Below are 15,156 nucleotides of genomic sequence, written 5' to 3'. Positions count from 1 at the left end.
CCGTCCTACAATCGGCCCACGCCACCGATACAGGACCGTTCATGACCATGTTGCGCTATTCCGCGTTCGCCGGCGCCGCCGCCGCCCTGCCGCTGTCGCTGGCCATGGGGGCGCCGCTGTGGGTCCCGGCCGCCGCCGCCGCGCTCACCGTGGTCGGCATCGCCGACGTGCTGCAGACCAAGCGCGCGCTGCGCCGCAACTACCCCATCCTGGCGCACTTCCGCTTCATGTTCGAAGCCATCCGGCCCGAGATCCGCCAATACCTGCTGGAGGACGACCAGTCCGCCGCGCCGTTCTCGCGCAACCAGCGCAGCATCGTCTACCAGCGCGCCAAGCTCGACACCGACAAGCGCCCCTTCGGCACCCAGCTCGACGTCTACCAGGCCGGCTACGAATGGATCAACCACTCGATCCAGCCGGCGCCGGTGAACGGCCACGACTTCCGCATCGAGATCGGCAACCATCCGGACTGCCCGCGCGCGCAGCCCTACTCGGCCAGCGTATTCAACGTCTCGGCGATGAGCTTCGGCGCGCTGTCGGCCAACGCCATCCTGGCGCTGAACGGCGGCGCGCGCATCGGCGGCTTCATGCACGACACGGGCGAAGGCAGCATCAGCCCCTACCACCGCGAAAACGGCGGCGACCTGGTATGGGAAATCGGCTCGGGCTACTTCGGCTGCCGCAACGAGGACGGCAGCTTCTCGGAAAAAAACTTCACCGCCAACGCCTGCAGCGCGCAGGTCAAGATGATAGAACTGAAGCTCTCGCAAGGCGCCAAGCCGGGGCACGGCGGCGTGCTGCCCGGCCCCAAGGTCAGCCTGGAAATCGCCGCCACGCGCGGCGTGATGGCGGGCGTGGACTGCATCTCCCCGGCCAGGCACTCGGCCTTTTCCACGCCGCTGGAAATGCTGGCCTTTATCGACAGGCTGCGCAATCTGTCCGGCGGCAAGCCGACCGGCTTCAAGCTGGCCATCGGCCATCCCTGGGAATTTTTCGGCATCGTCAAAGCCATGCTGGCCTCCGGCATCACGCCCGACTTCATCGTGGTCGACGGCAGCGAAGGCGGCACCGGCGCGGCGCCGGTGGAATTCACCGACCACGTGGGCACGCCGCTGCAGGAGGCGCTGCTGCTGGTGCACAACACCCTGGTGGGCGCGGGGCTGCGCGAGCGCATCAAGATAGGCGCGTCCGGCAAGATCATCACCGCTTTCGACATCGCGCGCACGTTGGCGCTGGGCGCCGACTGGTGCAACTCCGCGCGCGGCTTCATGTTCGCGCTGGGCTGCATCCAGTCGCAGAGCTGCCATACCGACCACTGCCCGACCGGCGTGGCCACGCAGGACAAGCTGCGCCAGCGCGCGCTGGTGGTGCCGGACAAGACCAGCCGCGTGGCCCACTTCCACCAGAACACCATGAAAGCGCTGGCCGAGCTGATCGCCGCCGCCGGGCTGACGCACCCCGCGCAACTGAAGCCGCACCACATCGTGCGGCGCATCTCGCCCAACCAGGTCAAGCTGGCCTCGGCGCTGCTGCCCTACCTCGAACCCGGCCAGCTGCTCGACCCCGCGCTGCTGTCCAAGCTCCCGCCCGTGTTCGGCCTCTACTGGCCGGTCGCCCAAGCCGAGTCCTTCCACCCATTGCAATAAACCCAAAAGGGGTCAGGGTTAATTAATTCGTCCAGGACGAATTAATTAACCCTGACCCCTTTTTGGGGGTGGGAATCTGGCTCAGCGCTGGACGTGTAGCTTGATGACGCGGCGGGCGGGCGGCGGCGATGGGGGGGCGGAGGAGTCGGGCCCGCAGGAGCCGCAGCTGCCGCAGCCGGAACCGCAGCTGTCCTGCACCTTGAAGAATTTGGCCAGCTTGTCTTCGTCCAGCCCACGCCGGGCCAGCACGTAGACGATGCGGCGGCGCCAGCCGGCCGGCAGGTATTTGGTGCTGGCGTGCAGCAGCGCCGCTGCAACGATCAGGCCCACGATAATCTGCTGCCACATATCAGGCTCCCAGCATCAGTGCGACGCGGTAGGTAATGAAGGAGGCGCCGTAGGCCAGCGCAAACATATAGCCGGCCATGATGAAGGCGTAGCGCACGCTGCCCGTCTCGCGGCGCACCACGGACAGGGTGGACAGGCACTGCGGCGCAAACACGTACCACGCCAGCAGCGACAGGGCCGTGGCCATCGACCAGGTCTGCGACAGGATGGGCTCGAGCTGCGAGGCCAGCGCGTCGCCGGTCTGGGACAGCGCGTACACCGTGCCCAGCGCGCCCACCGCCACTTCGCGCGCGGCCATGCCCGGCACCAGCGCGATGCAGATCTGCCAGTTGAAGCCGATCGGCGCGAAGACGAACTCCAGCCCGCGCCCCAGCAGGCCCGCCAGGCTGTAGTAGATGGCCGGATGGGTGGCGCCTTCCGGCGCGCCGGGGAAGCTGCTCAGCGCCCACAGCAGCACCATCAGGGTCAGTATCACGGTGCCCACGCGGGTCAGGAAGATCTTGGCGCGCTCCCACAGGCCGATGGCCAGGTTGCGCAGGTGCGGCCAGTGGTAGCTGGGCAGTTCCAGCATCAGCGGCTGCTTGCTCTTGCCGCCCATGGTGCGCTTCATGAACCAGGCCACCGCCATGGCCGACACGATGCCGGCAAAGTACAGCACGAACAGCACCAGCCCCTGCAGGCTGAACACGCCCCACACCTCGCGCTCGGGAATGAAGGCGGCGATCACCAGCGCATACACCGGCAGCCGCGCCGAACAGGTCATCAGCGGCGCGATCATGATGGTGACCAGGCGGTCGCGCGGGTTCTGGATGGTGCGCGCCGCCATCACGCCCGGAATGGCGCAGGCAAAGCTGGACAGCAGCGGGATGAAGGCGCGGCCGGACAGGCCCACGCCGCCCATCAGGCGGTCTAGCAGGAAGGCCGCGCGCGGCAGGTAGCCGCAGTCTTCCAGTATCAATATGAAGAAGAACAAAATCAGGATCTGCGGCAGGAACACCAGCACGCTGCCCACGCCGCTGATCACGCCGTCCACCAGCAGGCTGCGCAGCACGCCGTCGGCCATGTGCTCCTTGAGCAGGCCGCCGCCGCCGTCCACCGTGTCCTTGATCCATTCCATCACCGGCGCGGCCCAGGTGAACACGGCCTGGAACACCAGGAACATCAGCACCGCCAGGATGATGGGGCCGAGCACCGGGTGCAGCACCACGTCGTCGATTTTTTCGCTCAGGTTGCCCTTGTCGCGGCTGTCGTTGCTGACCACGGACAGGATGCGGCGCACCTCGCGCTGGGTCTCCTCCACCGATACCGCGTCGATGGCGGCCAGCGAACGGGCCTGGGTGGCGGCCAGCGGCCACATGCCGTCGAGCGCGCGCAGCAGCGATTTTTCGCCGCCCGCCGTCACCGCCACGGTTTCCACCACGGCCATGCCCAGCTCTTGCGACAGCTTGGCGGCGTCGATCTCGATGCCGCGTTTCCTGGCTACGTCCACCATGTTCAGCGCCAGCAGCATCGGCAGGCCCAGGCGCTGGATCTCCAGCACCAGGCGCAGGTTCAGGCGCAGATTGGTGGCGTCCACCACGCACACCACCACGTCCGGCGACGCTTCGCCGGCGCGCAGGCCGGCCACCACGTCGCGCGTGATGGCCTCGTCCGGCGTGTGGGCCTTGAGCGAGTAGGCGCCCGGCAGGTCCAGCAGACGGAAGGCGTGGCCGTCCGGCGAGGTGAACTGGCCTTCCTTGCGTTCTATGGTCACGCCGGCGTAGTTGGCCACCTTCTGGCGCGCGCCGGTCAGGCGGTTGAACAGCGCCGTCTTGCCGCAGTTGGGATTGCCCAGCAGCGCCACCATCGGCGCCTGCGCTACGGCCTGCGCCGGTTTGTCTACTGCACCCATTATTTATTCCGGTTGGATAGAGATCAGCGCGGCCTCGAAGCGGCGCAATGCGAACGTGGAGTTGCCTACTTTAATAGCCAGCGGCTCGCCGCCCGGCATGCCGCGCTTCAGCATGCGGATGCGCTCGCCCGGCACAAAGCCCAGCTCCATCAGGCGCCGCGCCAGGTCGGCGCCGTCCTCCACCTGCTCCGGATCGCCCGGCGCCACATGCACCACCACCGCGCTGCGGCCGGTCTCCAGCGTGTCGAGTTGGGTCAGGGGGGGCGCTTGCGTCATGGGGCTTCCAGTCGGGTCGGTGATGAATTTCTGTGCGGCCATTATAAGGCTAAATGCGAATGAGTTGGATTTGCAGGAACTGCTTGCATTGTACGCCGGACTGCGGCAGAATGGGAACCGTAGTGATAATGATTCTCATTAAGAAACTGTTAAAAATGACGGATCAACATCGAAAACCAGCTGCAAATCTAGCCAGAAGGTAACGCAATGATTGTTTGTATCTGCAACAACATCTCAGACCGCGAAATCCGTCAAGCCATAGAACTGGGCATCACCTCCATGGACGAGCTGCGCGCCGACCTGGGCCTGGCCACGTGCTGCGGCCAATGCGCCTCGACCGCCGAGGAGATCCTGCTCGAACACGTGGGCCGTATCAACGAAACAGTTTTGAAGCGGCCCTCCTTGACCACTTAAGGAGCGCGATGAATGCGATGACGATGGACGCCCCCCAAGCACCGGGGCTGGCAAAGCTGGGAAAATTTTCGGCGATCGTCGCCATTCACGCAGGGCTGTTCTACCTGCTGCAAACAGGCATGCTGCGCGACGCCGTGCATGCCGTGCTGCCGCAGGTCGTGACGGTATCGTTCGTCACCCCTCCCCCGCCGCCGCCGGCGCCGCCTGCCAAGACCGTTCCCGTACTGCAGCAGGCCCCGGCCATCACGCCGCCGCCTTTGCCGCTGCTCAATATCACCGTCGACAACACCATCACGCTGCCGCCGGCCCAGCCGCGCAGCAGCGACAAGGCCGGCGAGCCGGCCAGCGCGGCGGCGCAGCAGGCCGCGCCCGCACCGCCGGCGGCGCCTGCTGCGCCGCGCCTGGTGCAGGGCGTGGAATATGTGCGTCCGCCGGCGCCGGTCTACCCCACCATCTCGCGCCGCCTGGGCGAATCGGGCGTGGTCATGCTGCGCGTGCTGATCAGCGAAAAAGGCCTGCCCGAGCAGGCAACCATCCAGAAATCGTCCGGCTCAGGCAACCTGGACGAGGCCGGCCGCAGCGCCGCCATGCGCACCCTGTTCAAGCCGTATATGGAAGACGGCAAACCGGTCGCCGTCTACGTCCTCGTTCCCATCAACTTCCAGCTTTCCTGACCTACAGCTCGGCCCACATGCGCAGCAGGTTGTGGTAGTGGCCGGTGAGGCCGACCACGGCTTCGCTGTCGCCGTGCTGGGCGCGCAGTTTCTGGATGTTCTGGTCCAGCTCGAACAGCATGGCGCGTTTGGCGTCGTCGCGCACCATGCTCTGGCTCCACAGGAAGGATGCCACGCGCTCGCCGCGCGTCACCGGCATCACGCGGTGCACGCTGCTGGACGGGTAGACGATGGCGTCGCCGGCCGGCAGCTTCACTTCATGCGCGCCGTAGGAGTCCATCACCACCAGTTCGCCGCCTTCGTATTCTTCCGGATCGCTGAGGAAGACCGTGGTGGAGACGTCGGCGCGCAGCGTTTGCAGCGTGCGCCCGTCGGTGCGCACGGCGCCGTCGATGTGCAGGCCGTATTGCTCGCCGCCGGCGTAGCTGTTGAAATACGGCGGCAGCACGCGCAGCGGCAGCGCGGACGCGAAGAACAGCGGGCTGGCCGTCAGCGCGCGCGCCACGATGTCGCCTAGCTCCCTGGCCAGCGGCGAGCCTTCGGCCAGCTGGCGGTTGCGCTTGACCTGCGCGCCCTGCTCCCCCACGCTTTCGCGCCCGTCCACCCAGTCGGTCTGCGCCAGGCGCTGGCGGAAGTGGCGTACTTGGTCCGGCGTCAGCACGCCGGGGATGTGCAGCATCATGGCTAGGTCCTCGATAGGGCGAAGCCGGTATTATCCGCCGTGTGCGTATTTAATGTAAATGATTATTGTTCGCACTTCCAACAGCGTTTTCACCACCACTATTATCTGATCGTTTTTTCATGTTTTACTTACAGATATCGGGGCGTTCGTGGCAGAATGGCGGCATTTCCCGCACCAACAACCAGATAAAAAGAGGCTTCCCATGAAGGGTGATACCGAAGTAATCCGTCTGCTGAACGCACAGCTGACCAATGAACTGACCGCCATCAACCAGTACTTCCTGCACGCGCGCATGTACCGCCACTGGGGCTTCGAGAAGATCGCGAAGAAGGAGTACGAAGAATCGATCGGCGAGATGAAGCACGCCGACAAACTGATCGACCGCATCCTGATGCTGGAAGGCCTGCCCAACCTGCAAGCCCTGCACAAGGTGATGATAGGCGAGAACACCGAGGAAATGCTGGCGCTGGACCTGAAGCTGGAAGTCGGCGCGCACAAGACCGTGAAGGAAGGCATCGCCCACAGCGAGAAGGTAGGCGATTATGTTTCGCGCGACCTGCTGCTGATGATACTGGACGACACCGAAGAGCATATCGAGTGGCTGGAAACCCAGATCGACCTGATCGCCAAGATCGGCATCCAGAACTATCTGCAAAGCCAGATGGCCGAATAAGCTTCCAGCATTAGCCCTTGGCCGCCGCCCCCGCTGCGGCGGCCAGTTCCCCCTCCGCCTCCCGGCCCCGCGCCGCCTTCACCTTCACCAGCAGCATCGCCACCGCAGCGCACAGCAGCAGCGCGCCCGCCAGCCTGATCACGTTCTCCGGATGGCCGCCCAGCCAGGCGCGGTAGTACAGCGGCAGCGTGAGGATCTGGATGATCATCGGGATCACGATGAACATATTGAAGATGCCCATGTAGACGCCGGTGCGCTCGGGCGGGATGCTGCCCGCCAGGATCACGTAGGGATTGCCCATCATGCTGGCCCAGGCCACGCCGATGCCCAGCATGGGCAGCAGCAGCAAGGCCGGGCTCTGGATCAGCGGGATGCACAGCATGCCCGCGCCGGCCAGCGCCAGGCACACGCTGTGCATGCGCTTGGGGCCGTAGCGCCGCGTGAACGGCACCAGCGCGAAAGCGGCCAGGAAGGCGACGAAGTTGTAGAAGGCGCCGATCTGGCCGTTCAGCAGGCCAGCTTCGCGGAAGCCGGGCGAGGCCGGGTCGGTGCTGTGGAACAGGGTGGCGGCCAGCGCCAGCACGATGTATTGCCAGTAGCAGAACATGGCGTACCACTGGAACAGCTGCACCAGCGCCAGCTGGCGCATGGTGGAGGGCATGTCGCGCAGGGCCGCGCCGATTTCGGCCAGCGTGCCGCGCCAGCCGACCGGCGCGGCGCGGATGCGGCGTATCTCCTCTTCCTCCAGCGGCAGTTCGGGCGTGGTCTTCAGGGTCCACAGCACGCTGGCCAGCGAGAACACGGAGCCGATCAGGAAGGCGGCGATAACCACGTGCGGTATATGGCTGCCGCTGACGGCGTCCCTGCTCATGCCGAGGAACACCAGCAGCGACGGCGTCAGATAGGCCAGCGTTTGCCCCAGGCCGGTGAACGCGCTCTGGGTCAGGAAGCCCAGCGAGTGCTGGGGCGGCGCCAGGCGGTCGCTGACGAAGGCGCGGTACGGCTCCATGGTGACGTTGTTGGCGGCGTCCAGTATCCACAGCAGGCTGGCGGCCATCCACAGCGCGGAACTGAAGGGCATGGCCAGCAGGCCCAGGCTGCACAGGATGGCGCCGATCAGGAAGTACGGGCGGCGCCGCCCCCAGCGGCTCAGGGTGCGGTCGCTCAGCGCTCCCACCAGCGGCTGCACCAGCAGGCCGGTGACGGGACCGGCCAGCCACAGGTAGGGCAGGCTGGCTTCGTCGGCGCCGAGGTAGCTGTAGATGGGGCTCATGCTGCTTTGCTGCAGGCCGAAACTGAACTGGATGCCGAAGAATCCAACGTTCATGTTGACGATCTGCCAGAACGAAAGGCGGGGCTTGTGCAGCGCCATGGCGTGCTCCGGTGAAGGTGTCAGGCGGCGCTGTGCCAGCGCGCGAGCCAGGGTTGGTAGAAGGCGGTGTCCTGCGGGACGGCGCCCGCGATGCCGCAGATGGCGCCGGCGAAGGCGTTGGCGCGCGCCAGGGTGAGCGCGAGCGTCCAGCCTTGGGCGCTGCCGTACAGGTAGACGGCGGAGAAGGCGTCGCCGGCGCCCACGGTGTCGACCATGCGCGGCACATCGGCCGGGCCGCTGGCGGTGACTTCGCCGCCGGCGCCGTAGCGCACCGCGCCGCGCGGCCCCAGCGTGACGACGATGCCGGCCAGCGAGAACTTGGTGATCAATTCGGCGCAGGCCAGGCGCACGTCCAGGCTGTCCATGTCGGCGGTGCCGGGGCTGATGTGGGCGTACCAGTCGAACAGCTGCACCAGTTCTTCTTCGTTGACCTTGAGCGTGTCGGCGTGGCACAGCGAATCGAACACGGTGGCTTCGGTGGCCTGGCCGTCGCGCAGGTTCAGGTCCAGGTAGCGCGGCGCCTTGCAGGCTTGCAGCAGCGCTTGCAGCGCGGCCCGGCCTTCGGGCGTGCGCTGGGCCAATGTGCCGAAATAGACGGCGGCGGGCGGCGCTGCGTTGGCCAGCGCGGCCAGCATGGGCGCGGGCTGCACGCGGTCGTAGGCCTGGCCGGGCAGGATGTGGAAACGGTGGCTGCCGTCGCCGGTGCGCTCAACCTGCACGCGGCCGGTGGCCTCCCCCTCGCCCACTTGCAGCGCGGCCTGGCTCATGCCGAAGCGCTCGAACTCGCCGCGCATGCGGGCGCCGTTGGGGTCGTCGCCGATGCGGGTGACCATCAATGGCGGCGTGCCGAAGCCGGCCAGGTTGCGCGCCACGTTGAACGGCGCGCCGCCGACCACTTGCAGGTCGCCGAAATCGTCCACCAGCGCTTCGCCGAACACCACGGCCGCAGCCGTCCCGCGTGCTTGTTCCATTGCCGCTCCTTGTGCGTTGTTCATGGCGCCGCCTCCAGCCACAGCATGGCCCACGGCGCGAGTTCCACTACACCCGAGCGCAGCTGGCCTGTCAAGCAGTCGCGCCAGCAGGCATCCTGCGCCAGGGCGTGCGACTGCACTGCGCCGGAGAAGTTGAACAGCGCCACGAAGCGCGCGCCGCGCGCCAGCGCCAGCACCGCCGGGGCCGAGGCCAGCACGGTGCGCGGCGCCCCCGCCGCCAGCGCGTCCAGCCGGCGCCGCACGGCCAGCAGCGCGCGCAAGCCGCCGTACATGTGGCCCGCCGGGGTGGCCGCGTCATGGCGCTGCGCGAAGGCGCCTTCGTCGAACACGGGGCGCTGCAGCCAGCGGCTGTCCATCGCGTGCTCGGGGCGCGCCAGGTAGCCATGGTCGTTGCGCTGGGCCAGTTCGTCGCCCATGTACAGCACCGGCAGCGCGCCGGCGCTCAGGGCCAGGCCGTGCAGCAGCAGCGCGCGCTGCAGGGCCGGCTGCCGCTGCTCGGCCTGGCCTGCCTGCCCGGCCAGGCCGAGCAGCGAGGCGGCCATGCCGTTGCTGCCGTGGGCGGCGTGCGGGTCGCTGCTCTGGAAGGCGGCGCCGTTCGGCCGCGCGCCGTCGGCAAACGTCCCCGCCGAACCGCTGTAGAAGTTGGCGATGGCGGCGAGCCGCGCGCGGGCACGCTCCGGGCCGGCGTCGGCACCGTCCTCCTCGCCCGCTTCGGCGCGCAGCACGTTCCAGCCGATGTCGTCATGGCAGCGCACATAGCTCAGCCACGAGGTGTGCGGCGGCAACGCCGGCGTGCGCGCCAGCACCGCGCGCAGCAACGACGCGTCCTGCTCGGCCAGCGCGCCCCACCCTGCCGCCATCAGGCTGCTGTGGTAGGCGATATGGCATTCGGGCGCCTGCTCCCCGCCGAAATAGGCGGGCAGCTCGCGGGTCGGCACGATGGCCTCGGCCTTGAGCAGCACGCCCGGCGCGGCGATGGCGACAATGGCGCGCAAGGCCTGCAGCAGCGCGTGCGCCTCCGGCTGGTTCATGCAATTGCTGCCTTCGCGCTTCCACAGGAAGGCCGTGGAGTCGAGCCGGAACACTTCGATGCCCCGGTTGGCCAGGCGCAGCAGGGCGCCCGCCATTTCCGCGAACACCGCCGGATTGGCGTAGTTCAGGTCCCACTGGTAGGGGTAGAAGGTGGTCCAGACCCAGCCGCCCATGTCGTCCACGCGGCTGAAATTGCCCGGCGCCACTTGCGGGAAGACCTGGCCCAGCGTGCGCTCGTAGCGGTCCGGCATGCTGCGGTCCGGGAACACGTGGAAGTATTCGCGCAGCGCGCTGTCGCCCCGGCGCGCGCCCTTGGCCCACGGGTGGTCGTCCGCCACGTGATTGAGGATGAAGTCCGAGCACAGGCTGATGCCGGCGGCGCGCAGCTGCGCCGTCAACGCATCCAGGTCGGCGTTGCCGCCCAGCCGGGGATCGACGTCGTCGAAGCTGGCGACGGCGAAGCCGCCGTCGTTTTCGCCGGCGCGCGGACGCAGGAAAGGCAGCAGGTGCAGATAGCGCACGCCCAGCTCCCGCAGGTGCGGAATGCGCTGCGCCACGCCGGCCAGGCTGCCGCCGAACCGGTCGGCGTAGGCGCAGTAACCCAGCATGGACTGGTCCTGGAACCAGTCCGGATGCGCCAGCCGCTGCTCGTCCTGCGCCTGCAGCTGCGCGGGGCGCGCCGCCGCCAGTTGCCCTGTCTGCGCCAACAGTCCCGCGTACCACTGCGCGAAACCGGGCTGCTGCCCGTACAGGCCGGACAGGCGCTGGTGCAGCACGGCTTCCTGTTCGCCATAGCGGCGCGCGAATTCGGCACGCCGCGCTTCGGGCAGCGCCGGCATGGCGGCCAACAGGGATTGCAAAGGCAGGGACATCTTGGTCATCTTCTTCCAGTGGGTTGCGGGTGAATCAGAAGCTGTAGCTCAGGCTGGCCTTGACGGCGCGGCCGGTGATGGCGCGCGCGGCGTGGCCGTCGCCTTCCACCTCGGTGTAGCCCAGCTTGTTGAACAGGTTGTTGGCGGTCAGCGACAGCACGGTCTGCGGATTGAGCTGGTACTTCACGAACGCATGCACCACGCGGTAGGCCGGCATGGCTATGGTGCTGGCGTCGTCCGCCCAGGAGCGGCCGGTGCCGATGATGCTGGCGCCGACGGTGACGTCGCCGATTTCATAGCTTGGCGCCAGCTGGTACACCACCTTGGCCTGGCGGCGCGGGGTGTGGCCGACCACCGCTTCCTGGCCGGGCGCGGTGCCGGTGATCTCGGCGTCGGTGTAGGTCAGGCCGCCAGTGACGCGCAAACCGCCCATGCTCCATGCGGCTTCCAGTTCGGCGCCCTTGGCTTCGTAGCGGTTGGCGGTGCTGAGCTGCGTGGTCGCCTCGAAATTGCTTTCATTGGTCTTGGCCTGGAACAGCGTGAGGAAGGCGCTGGCGCCGCCCTGGCGCCATTTCACGCCGCCTTCCACCTGCTTCACCGTGTTCAGGCTGACCGGCGCGCTGCCGTCCAAGGGGCTGCCGAACAGGATGCGGTCCGCATTGAAGGACACGCCGTCGCTGACGCGGGCGAACAGCGCCAGGCTGCGCTGCAGCTGGTAGTTGCCGCCCACCGAGTACGAGGTGTGGTCGGCCTTGTAGTTCACCAGTTGCTGCGTGGCGGCCTGGTAGCGCAGCGGGCCGCCGGCGGCGCCGCTGGCGATGTTCGCGCTGCCGGTGGCGCGCTGGTTATCCTTGCGCACGCTGGCGTCGATGTTCAGCGGGCCGCTTTCCCAGCCCAGGTTGGCGTAGGGCGAGGTGAGCTTGTATTCCATGTCCACGGCGCGCGAGCAGCAGGCGCCGAAGGCGGGGCCGATCAGGCCGGGGGTCGCGTTGGCACCGGTGCTGGCCGTTTGCAGCAGCGCCGGGCTGTCGCCCTTGGCCTGCATCAGGTACTCGTTGAAGTTCCAGGTCAGTCCCAGCTTCTGCAGGGAGTTGTACAAGCCGGCCGTGCCGGTCAGCTTGGCGCCGCCGACGGCCAGCGATTTGGACAGCTTGACGTCGTTCAGCGTATTGCCCGCGTCGTCGATGGACGTATTGAACACCACGGCGTTGAAGGCGCGGCCGTTGTAGGCCTGGCCCTTCTGCGGACCGCTGGCGATGGTGTAGCTGCCCATCACCCCATTATTCGAGGGGAACACGCCGATGAAGCGGCCGCTGTTGTCGCTCTTGCGGAAGTTCTCGCTCAGCGTCACGCCCTTGCCCAGGTCCAGCGACAGGGCGACGCCGAAGCTGTCGCTCTTGACGGCCAGGCCGTCGTTGACGTTGCTCGATACCTGGCCGTTGCCCTTGTCCAGCGACACGTCGCGCACCCAGTACGGCGAGTAGAAGCTGACGCTGCGCGGGTCGATGCCCGGAATCTGCGCGATGCGCCCGTTGTTCACCTGCACCGGCACCGGCAGCGCGGTGGGCGACTTGTCGTCCAGGTGCTTGAAGGACAGGCGGATGTAGCCGCGCTCGAATTCATGCGTCAGGTTGCCGCGGATCTGGCCGCCCTCTTCCGTGCTCATGCCGGTGCGGCGGATGCCTTCGCCGGTGCGGTAGTGGCCGCCGATGAAGAAGCGGGTCTTGTCGCTCAGCGGGGCGCCGTAGCTGAAATCGTAGCGGGTCTGGTCGTAGCCCAGGCCGCGCGCGATGCCGATGCTGCCGCCCTTGGTGTCGCCGGTCTTGCCGATGAAGTTGATGATGCCGCCCGGCGAATTGCTGGCCAGGGTGGAGGCCGAGCCGCCGCGCACCACTTCCAGGTGGTCCAGCGTGCCGTCGATCTTCACGTAGCTGTCCGGCGTGATGAAGTTGAAGTCGCCCGACTGCAGGATGGGCAGGCCATCTTCCTGCATCTGCACGTAGCGCGAGCCGCCGGCCGAAATCGGCACGCCGCGCACGGTGATGTTGGCGTTGCCCTCGCCGCCGGACGATTCCGAACGCAGGCCGGGCACCGAGCGCAGCACCTCGGCGGCGCTGGTGGGCGCGGCCAGGGCGATGGTGTCGGGGTCCATGGTGCTGACGGAGACGCTGGACTTCATCTTGGAGCTGCCGCGCGCGGTGCCGGTGACCACCACGCGCTCCATGTTCAGGCCGTCCGCTGCGGCAGCCGGGGCGGCGGCAGGGGTGGCGTTGGCGGCGGCTTCGGTGGCGGCGGCTTCGGTGGCGGCGGACTGGGCGGCGGCGCCCAGGTGCATCAGGGCGGCTGCGACGGCCGCAGCCATGCAACCCAGTTTTGCTGGATGGTTTTGCATCATGTCTCCTGGTTTTTCTCGGTGGCGCCGCATCGTTGGCGGCAAGTCTGCGGTGTGCAGTTGCCTCATTATTCACCAGTTCCAAATTTATTGCAATCGATTGCAATAAATTTTGCACAGACGTTGCAATGCCTTTGTCTTACGCATTGCAAACGGTTGCAGTGTAGGCGGAGAGTCAGGCGCTGGCGCGCTGCACCAGTTCAGTGGGAAGCTGCTGCGAGGCGGCATCATGGCCGTCGGCCAGGGCCAGCAGCGCGCCGACCAGCGCGCGTCCGGCGGCGGCGATGGGCTGGCGCACCGTGCTCAAGGGGGGATGGAAATAGGAAGCCAGCTCGATATCGTCGTAGCCCACCACGGCCACGTCGTCCGGCACGCCGCGTCCCAGCGCGCGCAAGGTGTTGATGGCCGCCATGGCCAGCAAGTCGCTGCAGGCGAACAGGCCGTCGAACTGCGCGCCCCGGCGCTGCAGTTCGCGCACGCCCTCCTCGCCGCCGCCCGGCAGGAAGGACACCGGCACCATCAGCTGCGGATCGGCCTGCAGTCCGTGCGCGGCCAGCGCCTGGCAATAGCCCTGGTAGCGCTGCGCCACCTCCGGCAAATTGGTGTCGCCCAGGAAGGCGATGCGCTTGCGGCCCCGCGCCAGCAAGTGGCCGGCGGCCAGCGCGCCGCCGGCCACGTTGTCGCCGCCGACGGTGCAATATAACTGCTGCGGCAGCTGCGCGCCCCACACCACGATGGGCACGCGGCGCGCGGCCAGCTGGTTCAGCTGGTCATGGTGGCGCCACTGGCCGATCAGGATCACGCCGATCACGCGGCCGCTGTCGAAGGGCTGCGCGGCGGCGTCCAGCGTGCCGGCGTCGACCCGCGTCAGCAGCATGTCCAGCCCCTGCTCGGTGAGCGCGTCGGCCAGGCTGCCCAGCATGGCCAGGAAGAACGGATCGGTGAGCTGCTGGCGGGTGTCCGGGTCGTACGGCACCACCACGCCCACGGTGCGGTTCTGCTTCAGGCGCAGGTTCTGCGCGCCGATGTTGATGGAGTAGTTGAGCGAGCGCGCCAGCTCCATGACGCGCTGGCGCGTCTCGTCGTTGACCAGCTTGCTGCCCGCCAGCGCGCGCGACACGGTGGACGTGGACACGCCGGCCAGGCGCGCGATGTCGGCCATCTGCAGGCGGCGCTGCTGGGCGCTGGGCGCGTCCGGCTTGGTGGGCGGCATGGGGGCGACGGGTTGCCGTTACTGCGGCGCGGTGTCGCGGAACGACGGCCGTTCGGACAGCTTGTCGTACAGGCGCGCCAGGTTGGGATGGGCGCCGCGCCAGTCGATCTCGGGGAAGCGGAAGGCCAGCCAGCCCAGGCAGCAGCCCACGGCCACGTCGGCCAGCGAATAGTGGATGCCGGCGCAATACGGCGACTCGTCCAGCTTGCGCGCCATCTCGGCCAGGCCCAGTTCCACTTTTTTCAGCTGGCGCGCGATCCATTCCTCGCTTTGCTGCTCGGGCGGGCGCTGGGCGCGCTCCAGGCGCATCAGCACGCCGGCGTCGGTCACGCCGTCGGCCAGCGCTTCCCAGCACTTGATGTCGGCGCGGTCGCGGCCGTTGGGCGGCAACAGCTTGCAGACCGGCGTCAGCGTGTCGAGGTATTCCACCATCACGCGCGAATCGATCATGGCCTGGCCGTCTTCCATGATCAGGCAAGGCACTTTGCCGAGCGGATTGACCTCATTGATGCGGGTTTCGGCCACCCACACGTTTTCCAGCTCGAATTGGTAATCCAGCTTTTTTTCTGCAAACACAACGCGCACTTTGCGCACATACGGACTGGCAAGGGAACCAATAAGTTTCATAGGGGCCAACAAGGAAGAAGGTGGGCCCAGTATAGCATTGCCTCCTGCGGGC

Annotated in this window: 14 protein-coding genes; 4 read left to right on the top strand and 10 right to left on the bottom strand. The window is 67.5% G+C overall.

Annotated features, from left to right (window positions below; genetic code table 11):
* Positions 1–41 precede the first annotated feature (41 nt).
* Positions 42–1,646 (top strand): FMN-binding glutamate synthase family protein, encoded by a 1,605-nt coding sequence (locus AC07S4_RS10340; protein WP_494986561.1) that lies wholly within the window; start codon positions 42–44, stop codon positions 1,644–1,646.
* Between the two features lie 81 nt (positions 1,647–1,727).
* On the opposite strand, the gene AC07S4_RS10335 is transcribed toward AC07S4_RS10340, so the two are convergent.
* The 3 genes from AC07S4_RS10335 to AC07S4_RS10325 are packed head-to-tail and all read right to left on the bottom strand — an operon-like array spanning position 1,728 to position 4,161.
* Complete coding sequence (locus AC07S4_RS10335; RefSeq protein ID WP_494986560.1) at positions 1,728–1,994, bottom strand: DUF6587 family protein; 267 nt, start codon at positions 1,992–1,994, stop codon at positions 1,728–1,730.
* A gap of 1 nt (position 1,995) precedes the next feature.
* Positions 1,996–3,885, bottom strand: coding sequence for a ferrous iron transporter B (gene feoB, locus AC07S4_RS10330; RefSeq protein ID WP_494986559.1), 1,890 nt, complete (start codon positions 3,883–3,885; stop codon positions 1,996–1,998).
* A 3-nt stretch (positions 3,886–3,888) separates the two neighbouring features.
* Positions 3,889–4,161, bottom strand: coding sequence for a FeoA family protein (locus AC07S4_RS10325; protein ID WP_161071008.1), 273 nt, complete (start codon positions 4,159–4,161; stop codon positions 3,889–3,891).
* Between the two features lie 207 nt (positions 4,162–4,368).
* Here AC07S4_RS10325 and AC07S4_RS10320 point away from each other — a divergent pair, with 207 nt between their 5' ends.
* Positions 4,369–4,575: a (2Fe-2S)-binding protein gene (locus AC07S4_RS10320; protein WP_161071009.1), complete on the top strand. Its 207-nt coding sequence runs from the start codon at positions 4,369–4,371 to the stop codon at positions 4,573–4,575.
* An 8-nt stretch (positions 4,576–4,583) separates the two neighbouring features.
* Positions 4,584–5,249 (top strand): energy transducer TonB, encoded by a 666-nt coding sequence (locus AC07S4_RS10315; protein WP_494986558.1) that lies wholly within the window; start codon positions 4,584–4,586, stop codon positions 5,247–5,249.
* 1 nt (position 5,250) lies between these two features.
* Here AC07S4_RS10315 and AC07S4_RS10310 read toward each other — a convergent pair whose 3' ends face one another.
* Positions 5,251–5,931, bottom strand: a complete 681-nt coding sequence (locus tag AC07S4_RS10310) for a Fe2+-dependent dioxygenase (RefSeq protein ID WP_494986557.1) — start codon at positions 5,929–5,931, stop codon at positions 5,251–5,253.
* Positions 5,932–6,133: 202 nt separating this feature from the next.
* On the opposite strand from AC07S4_RS10310, the gene bfr reads away from it, so the two are divergent.
* Positions 6,134–6,604, top strand: coding sequence for a bacterioferritin (gene bfr / locus AC07S4_RS10305; RefSeq protein ID WP_161071012.1), 471 nt, complete (start codon positions 6,134–6,136; stop codon positions 6,602–6,604).
* Between the two features lie 10 nt (positions 6,605–6,614).
* On the opposite strand, the gene AC07S4_RS10300 is transcribed toward bfr, so the two are convergent.
* From AC07S4_RS10300 to AC07S4_RS10275, 6 genes are all read right to left on the bottom strand, one after another.
* Entirely contained in the window at positions 6,615–7,976 is a 1,362-nt protein-coding gene (locus AC07S4_RS10300) for an MFS transporter (RefSeq protein WP_494986556.1), read from the bottom strand.
* A 20-nt stretch (positions 7,977–7,996) separates the two neighbouring features.
* Positions 7,997–8,947, bottom strand: coding sequence for a PfkB family carbohydrate kinase (locus AC07S4_RS10295; RefSeq protein WP_494986555.1), 951 nt, complete (start codon positions 8,945–8,947; stop codon positions 7,997–7,999).
* A 20-nt stretch (positions 8,948–8,967) separates the two neighbouring features.
* A complete protein-coding gene (locus AC07S4_RS10290) occupies positions 8,968–10,881 on the bottom strand; it encodes an alpha-amylase family protein (protein ID WP_494986554.1) in 1,914 nt (637 codons plus the stop codon).
* Between the two features lie 25 nt (positions 10,882–10,906).
* On the bottom strand, positions 10,907–13,267 hold the full coding sequence (locus tag AC07S4_RS10285; protein WP_494986553.1) for a TonB-dependent receptor domain-containing protein: 2,361 nt from the start codon (positions 13,265–13,267) through the stop codon (positions 10,907–10,909).
* A gap of 172 nt (positions 13,268–13,439) precedes the next feature.
* Positions 13,440–14,477 (bottom strand): LacI family DNA-binding transcriptional regulator, encoded by a 1,038-nt coding sequence (locus AC07S4_RS10280; protein ID WP_494986552.1) that lies wholly within the window; start codon positions 14,475–14,477, stop codon positions 13,440–13,442.
* 18 nt (positions 14,478–14,495) lie between these two features.
* Positions 14,496–15,104: a glutathione S-transferase family protein gene (locus tag AC07S4_RS10275; RefSeq protein WP_494986551.1), complete on the bottom strand. Its 609-nt coding sequence runs from the start codon at positions 15,102–15,104 to the stop codon at positions 14,496–14,498.
* Positions 15,105–15,156 lie beyond the last annotated feature (52 nt).

The sequence above is a fragment of the Pseudoduganella sp. GW821-FHT05F09 genome (genome assembly GCF_059419605.1).
This window is presented reverse-complemented; position numbering and strand designations above follow the sequence as displayed.

Bases quoted from the DNA above. Each gene is read 5' to 3' on its own strand.
- AC07S4_RS10340 (WP_494986561.1), top strand. From the start codon at position 42: ATGACCATGTTGCGCTATTCCGCGTTCGCCGGCGCCGCCGCCGCCCTG.
- AC07S4_RS10335 (WP_494986560.1), bottom strand. From the start codon at position 1,994: ATGTGGCAGCAGATTATCGTGGGCCTGATCGTTGCAGCGGCGCTGCTG.
- feoB (WP_494986559.1), bottom strand. From the start codon at position 3,885: ATGGGTGCAGTAGACAAACCGGCGCAGGCCGTAGCGCAGGCGCCGATG.
- AC07S4_RS10325 (WP_161071008.1), bottom strand. From the start codon at position 4,161: ATGACGCAAGCGCCCCCCCTGACCCAACTCGACACGCTGGAGACCGGC.
- AC07S4_RS10320 (WP_161071009.1), top strand. From the start codon at position 4,369: ATGATTGTTTGTATCTGCAACAACATCTCAGACCGCGAAATCCGTCAA.
- AC07S4_RS10315 (WP_494986558.1), top strand. From the start codon at position 4,584: ATGAATGCGATGACGATGGACGCCCCCCAAGCACCGGGGCTGGCAAAG.
- AC07S4_RS10310 (WP_494986557.1), bottom strand. From the start codon at position 5,931: ATGATGCTGCACATCCCCGGCGTGCTGACGCCGGACCAAGTACGCCAC.
- bfr (WP_161071012.1), top strand. From the start codon at position 6,134: ATGAAGGGTGATACCGAAGTAATCCGTCTGCTGAACGCACAGCTGACC.
- AC07S4_RS10300 (WP_494986556.1), bottom strand. From the start codon at position 7,976: ATGGCGCTGCACAAGCCCCGCCTTTCGTTCTGGCAGATCGTCAACATG.
- AC07S4_RS10295 (WP_494986555.1), bottom strand. From the start codon at position 8,947: ATGGAACAAGCACGCGGGACGGCTGCGGCCGTGGTGTTCGGCGAAGCG.
- AC07S4_RS10290 (WP_494986554.1), bottom strand. From the start codon at position 10,881: ATGACCAAGATGTCCCTGCCTTTGCAATCCCTGTTGGCCGCCATGCCG.
- AC07S4_RS10285 (WP_494986553.1), bottom strand. From the start codon at position 13,267: ATGATGCAAAACCATCCAGCAAAACTGGGTTGCATGGCTGCGGCCGTC.
- AC07S4_RS10280 (WP_494986552.1), bottom strand. From the start codon at position 14,477: ATGCCGCCCACCAAGCCGGACGCGCCCAGCGCCCAGCAGCGCCGCCTG.
- AC07S4_RS10275 (WP_494986551.1), bottom strand. From the start codon at position 15,104: ATGAAACTTATTGGTTCCCTTGCCAGTCCGTATGTGCGCAAAGTGCGC.